The sequence below is a fragment of the uncultured Sphingorhabdus sp. genome (assembly GCF_937872355.1).
Classification (GTDB): Bacteria; Pseudomonadota; Alphaproteobacteria; order Sphingomonadales; family Sphingomonadaceae; genus Sphingorhabdus_B.
The window spans coordinates 1-5,465 of sequence record NZ_CALMSV010000235.1; the positions used below are offsets into that span (position 1 = coordinate 1).

At 57.6% G+C, this 5,465-nt stretch carries 8 protein-coding genes; 7 read left to right on the plus strand and 1 reads right to left on the minus strand.

What is annotated here, in order from left to right; translation table 11 throughout:
• A partial coding sequence (locus tag Q0239_RS15475; protein ID WP_298604545.1) for a hypothetical protein occupies positions 1-460 on the plus strand: 460 nt, incomplete at its 5' end.
• Between the two features lie 87 nt (positions 461-547).
• Here Q0239_RS15475 and Q0239_RS15480 read toward each other — a convergent pair.
• A complete protein-coding gene (locus Q0239_RS15480) occupies positions 548-991 on the minus strand; it encodes a hypothetical protein (RefSeq protein ID WP_298604547.1) in 444 nt (147 codons plus the stop codon).
• 311 nt (positions 992-1,302) lie between these two features.
• On the opposite strand from Q0239_RS15480, the gene Q0239_RS15485 reads away from it, so the two are divergent.
• From Q0239_RS15485 to Q0239_RS15510, 6 genes are all read left to right on the plus strand, one after another.
• Complete coding sequence (locus Q0239_RS15485; RefSeq protein WP_298604549.1) at positions 1,303-1,644, plus strand: hypothetical protein; 342 nt, start codon at positions 1,303-1,305, stop codon at positions 1,642-1,644.
• Positions 1,641-2,165 (plus strand): XRE family transcriptional regulator, encoded by a 525-nt coding sequence (locus Q0239_RS15490; RefSeq protein WP_124811524.1) that lies wholly within the window; start codon positions 1,641-1,643, stop codon positions 2,163-2,165. Before Q0239_RS15485 ends, Q0239_RS15490 begins: the two co-directional genes overlap by 4 nt.
• Positions 2,166-2,179: 14 nt before the next feature.
• Positions 2,180-2,533, plus strand: a complete 354-nt coding sequence (locus Q0239_RS15495) for a VOC family protein (RefSeq protein WP_298604552.1) — start codon at positions 2,180-2,182, stop codon at positions 2,531-2,533.
• Between the two features lie 187 nt (positions 2,534-2,720).
• A complete protein-coding gene (locus Q0239_RS15500; protein ID WP_298604554.1) occupies positions 2,721-3,518 on the plus strand; it encodes a hypothetical protein in 798 nt (265 codons plus the stop codon).
• A gap of 5 nt (positions 3,519-3,523) precedes the next feature.
• On the plus strand, positions 3,524-4,186 hold the full coding sequence (locus Q0239_RS15505; protein WP_298604556.1) for a hypothetical protein: 663 nt from the start codon (positions 3,524-3,526) through the stop codon (positions 4,184-4,186).
• A partial coding sequence (locus Q0239_RS15510; protein ID WP_298604558.1) for a UvrD-helicase domain-containing protein occupies positions 4,183-5,465 on the plus strand: 1,283 nt, incomplete at its 3' end. The genes Q0239_RS15505 and Q0239_RS15510, both read left to right, overlap by 4 nt.

The window sequence follows — 5,465 nt, forward strand, 5'->3', positions numbered from 1 at the left end:
GTCGGCCGATGATATTCGAGTAGGCCGAGACGAATTAAAGGCCCAAATCGAAGCAAGCCCAACTTTCCACAAACTTTCGGATGAGCGCAAAAAGCGCGTCGCTAGCGGCGAGGAAATGTTCGTCGTCGGTATGCGCAATGTTGCGACTAGGATGATGGGATGGGACGAGACGCAGTTCAACGGCGTCTACGCCTATTTTTCCGCCCATACCCATTCGGCCCCGATGAGTTTTTCGCGCATGGCAGATCATGGGATCGATTATTTCCACCCAAGTGATACACAATTCGAGATCCCGGCGCTTTCAATAGAGGTCGCCATGGCGTGCCTTCGCCGCTCGATGTTGCGCATGCTCGAAGGTCACCCCGAAAAGATCGCCGAATTCCATCCCAAGCTTTTGGCCGAAGCATACGAAGATGACGCAGGCTGCCCGTTCTTCAGTAAACCCTTGCAGGCTGGCTGAGCCGCTGCGAGCAGCGGGATTCAGAAATCTTCCTGCCATTCTCCATGGCGCCAGGGAAGCTAGGACTGAAAAAATGGCATTGCGAGATCAGAACGGAATAACTCCGGCGCGGTGAAGAGCGATCACTGCATCGCGCTCAACGAAATCACGGCGGTGCTCGACCTCCCATTCGGTGAACGAGAAAAACAGCGAGTGAGCCAGTTTGCCAACAATTGGTATGTGCCTGGGAAACTGATGTGCTGTCAGGTCGTAGTTTAGATCTCCGACCATGACCCAAAAATGGTGCTCGTGCTTTCTGGGTTTTGTGCCCTTTATGATGACGACGTTTTTCAGGCCGTACTTTTCCTCGAGAAGATAGGTAAGGATTAGTGACACGCTCTCGCAGCAATTATTGGGATAAGAGTAGCTGAAAGGAAAATCGAAAGCCCCGTCCTGCTTGTTCCGCTCGAGGAACGCCACGAGCCGGCGGACCGATTCCTCAATCTCAAATTTAGTTGTGACTTTTCTAGCGAGGGGCGCGGCGCGGTTCATGGACCATCGGTAGCAGCCGCCAAAACAGGCGGCGAGTCGCAAAAGACAACGTGCTGCCGCGCCGGTCAGGGCCCGACCCAGAAGTGGATGTTCACGGCCCTCATCCTATCCGTAAAACCTACCTTCCGTTCATCCGTCCAGCATGTGAGCAGGGGATGAATCTTAGCCGGGTCGAATGCGCTGGGCCCCTGGCTTATGGCTGCGGCACTACGGACGGCAGTGGGCAAACGATGACTGCGCCGGTGCGATTTTGCCTCAAATGGGCTCTTGAAAATATGTCGAAAGAAACATATGTCGTTTTTAACATGGATATGCGCGATCGCCTCAAAGAGTTTTGCCTCCGCCTTTTGGCTGCGCCGGCTTGCGCATCCAAGGCGGAGGCTTTCGAGCTTCTCAGCCTAACTCTGATCGAGGTCGAGAACGAATTTTCCGGCATCGCCTTCGATCCTGCTTTTCCGCGGGATGATGGCCGGATGTATCCGCCGCGAGACGACGCACACCGGTCGGTTCCCGGGCGCGACGATTTGCACCGCTACCGCAGCCAGGGACACAATACCTATTTCAGTGAGAGCGGTGCGATCCTGATAGTCGATCTGAACAAGGTCGTTCTTTTGGATAAGGCCGGCCACAACGCGAGGAGCATTACGCTATGAGCGAACCCATTCATGAGTTGATCGAAGCGCTTCAGTCTGAAGTGTCGGTTTCCTTCGACATCGACGAGCCTTCCAATCCGGACGGTGAGTGGTGGCTCGACATTGAGATCGACGGCATGCGGTCGAATGTCCTGTGGCAGTCTGCGCTCGGTTTTGGTCTATTTATCGATACGAACAGCTATGGACGACGCCCTCAGGAAATTTACAGGAATTCCGCAGAAGCTAGCGCACGCATTCTACAACTTGCAGCGCAATGGCGTAAGAATGCGCAAATACACCCATTGGGCCTTCGAGAGTTGCGACATCTTCTAGGCGAAACGCAATCACACCTCGCTGATAGCCTGGGAACAGATCAAGCGCGCGTATCTCGTTTGGAAAAGGGTGCGGATATCAAAGTCAGCGCACTTATAAATTATTTGCGAGCCATGGGCGGCCGGCTGGAATTGCGTGCGCATTTCCCAACATTTGAGGCGCCCATTGAGCCTGTAGATCCCGTGGCGGTCAAACAAAGACTGAATTGAAAGGAGCCTGCCCCATGCAGCTCAACCTTCTCGTCCTTCGCGCTCGCGATCCCCATGCCCTTGCTGATTTCTACGGTTCACTCGGTCTCGCGTTCCAACTTGAAAAGCACGGAAGCGGTCCCGTGCATTTGAGCTGTGAAACGGGCGGGGGCCTCCTCGAAATCTATCCCTGCCATGAGGAGCAGGCGAGCACACGCGCCGTGCGCCTCGGTTTCACGGTTGATGACCTCGATGCGCGGTGCATTGCCGTTGCATCTAACAATGGACGACTTCTGAGAGCACCGCATTCGACGCGGTGGGGACGGCGTGCGACGATCGAGGATCCCGAAGGTCATACCGTAGATCTTGTGGAGGCGGATGCAGTCTAGCAGAATTCTGCCGGCCAAGCAGATAGTGGGAGATCAGCGTAAGTTGTCGGACACGAGCCTTTCGTTCATTTCGATATGTCGTGATATCTCTCGCGGTCGGCAAGATGGCTGCGAGCGCGAGGGAAGTTCGGGCCAAAAATTTTACATCCGGATTTCCGATCGCGGCTAACCGTTTCTTGAGCCAGACATGAACCAGTCGCCGCACAGTCAGACGCATCAGGAGACCACTGAAATGCGAGCGGCACCACTGACGTGCTTCCGGAAAAGCGGTGAACGCTATACCCGCCACCAGGCAGTGGAAAACGAGATCGCGCTCGCTCTCGAAATGCCTCATACCGTCTGGTGTGACCAATCTTGGCGGATCGAGACCCTGGTTCATCTCATCCGGCTTCGGCGACGCGACAACGATCCGCATGTTCTGGGCATACTTACATATCAATTTTTCGAACGGGTGAAGCCCATCGTTAACCGCTGGTCACGGGGCTACGGCCCGGCCGATAGCGAAGAAATACAGATCTCGGTTGCGAATGAACTCGGCGATCTGCTTAATGAAACCCCTCCGTCACGTACGGCCGAATATCTTGAGGTCGACGCGGCAACCGTCGTCAAGCAGGCGACGCTCCGTGCAATCGGGCCAGACCGTCCCAAGGCTCAGGCATTTCAGTCCGCAGATCGAGATGAAGACGGGCAGTACACGCCGATAGTCGAACGTCTTGCGTCAGAGGAACTCAACCCTGAAGAGCATTTGCTCGCGGAGGAAGAGGACGAAGCTGGAGGCGCGCTCAGGTATCTCAACGCGGTGACGGATCCGCGGCACCGGGAAGCCTTTATCCTCCGGCACATTTACAACTGGCCGCTCAAAGATGGCCCGGATGGCGTACCTACCCTCTGCGAGAAGTTCAAACCGGTGAGCGAACGCCAAATTCGAAACTGGATAAACGCTGCAATTGAGCAAATGCGCGAAGCGCATGGAGAAGAGTCATGAACCGTGTGGATCAGCCAACGGCGGATGACGTCATCCTTGACCTCCTCATCGACGGCGTCGAGCCGACGCATGAGAATCTCGTGGTGGCGATCGCCGCCTATCCCCAGCACCGCGATGCGCTGGTGGCGTTTTTCGCCAATCTTGCCGTGCAAACGGCTTTGAAGGACGAGCCGGCACCCTCCGGCTGCAGTGTTGAGCAATTTGCGAATATTGGCGTGAGCCGAGTTCTGGTCCGCCGTCACGAGGCACAGGGACAAACCTCAACGGATATCGACGACACAAGCGGAGAGATTGAAATCAAATCAATGCCTCCGCGCCTCTCGCAGCTGATCCGTGCGCGCGGCCTTACGGAAGACGAGGTCGCCGTCCGTGTCGGTCTCGATGCGGGATTGATGATGAAGCTGGACCGACGCCGCATCGTCGGGCGGCGTCCTTTGGAAATGTTCCGTCGGATCGCCGGTGAGATTCGCTTGCCGCCAGCGCATGTGATTGCCTCGGCCACCGGCGCGCCGATCCCGTCCTCCAGGGGCAATCTGCGCAAGGCCAAAAGGCCAATAAAGATCGAAACCGAGACGTTTGACGTGGCCATCAATGCCTCGACGCTATCGGATGATCTCAAGGCCTTTTGGTTGCGGCAACTGGCGGACTCGGATGAACCGGCGGCATGAGCGCCTGGTCTGAACTGCGCAGCCAGGCTGCAGCTTGGCACGACGAGCTGAACCCCCATGCTGACCTGCTTCGGGCGGTTGATCTCCTCGCCGCGGCCGCACTGGCCAGCGGAGTCAAGGTCCTGGTGCTCCCCAAGGACGATGCGCTGCTGGACAACACCGAGGCCTCCTATGATCCGGATGGTCCGAGAATTCTGGTCTCGGCCGCGCTTAGCGACGAGGACCGCGCCTTTCATGGCGCCCATGAATATGGGCATCCCCGGCTGCACCATCCGAAGGGCGGCTGCCACGATGATGACGTCGATCCCTATACGATCGCCGAGCCCGAGAGCTCGGCGGTCGGCGACAACGACGCCTATAGTCCGAAGCAGCGTCGTGAAGCGCAGGCAAATGTCTATGCCCGCGAACTTCTGCTGCCTCGTCGGCGCCTCAGGGCGGCGTGCATCACGCACAAGCTTACGGCGGACACTATCGCCGCCGATCTGGGGCTTCCGTTGAATCTGGTCCAGCAACAGATGGCCGATGCACTCTTGCTTCCCGAAGATCGGCCGCCGGATCCCGATGGCGAGCGTCCGTCGCTGGATGGCAGCCAGCGACTTGCGGCAGAGGTAGATCCGGGGCCTGTACAGGTGCGAGCCGGACCCGGCACCGGCAAAACGCGGACGCTGGTGGCCCGGGCAGCGTGGCTCATATCCCAAAAGCAGGCCGATCCGGCGTCCATTCTGGCCCTCACCTATTCTAATGCTTCGGCCGAGGATCTTTCACGCCGGTTACGTCTCGAACTTGGAGGTGCCGCTACCGCGGTCTGGTGCAGCACTTTTCACGCCTTTGGGCAGGAACTGCTGCGCCTCTACGGAGATCGGCTCGGCCTGCCCGATTCTCCGAAACTCCTGGACCGGGCGGACTCGCTGTTCCTTCTTGAGTCGGAACTCGAGCACCTCAAGCTCGACTATTATTTTGACCTGCACGAGCCGCTACGTGGGCTCAAGTCGGTACTGAACTCCATATCGCGCGCGAAGGATGAGCTGTGCGACCCGCAGACCTACCTTGCGCGGGCACAGGCCATGCCGGTGGGCGAGGCCAGGGACAAGGCCCTGGAAGCGGCCCATATCTATGAAGTTTACCAGAAGGCACTCGAAACCCGGGGGTGGGTGGATTTTGGCGATCTTATCGCGCGCAGTGTCGAACTGCTGAAGAACCACGCCGATGTCGCCGCCGAAATCCGGCAGACCTACCGACACATCCTTGTCGACGAATATCAGGACATGAACAAGGCGAG

Bases quoted from the DNA above. Each gene is read 5' to 3' on its own strand.
- Q0239_RS15480 (WP_298604547.1), bottom strand. From the start codon at position 991: ATGAACCGCGCCGCGCCCCTCGCTAGAAAAGTCACAACTAAATTTGAG.
- Q0239_RS15485 (WP_298604549.1), top strand. From the start codon at position 1,303: ATGCGCGATCGCCTCAAAGAGTTTTGCCTCCGCCTTTTGGCTGCGCCG.
- Q0239_RS15490 (WP_124811524.1), top strand. From the start codon at position 1,641: ATGAGCGAACCCATTCATGAGTTGATCGAAGCGCTTCAGTCTGAAGTG.
- Q0239_RS15495 (WP_298604552.1), top strand. From the start codon at position 2,180: ATGCAGCTCAACCTTCTCGTCCTTCGCGCTCGCGATCCCCATGCCCTT.
- Q0239_RS15500 (WP_298604554.1), top strand. From the start codon at position 2,721: ATGAACCAGTCGCCGCACAGTCAGACGCATCAGGAGACCACTGAAATG.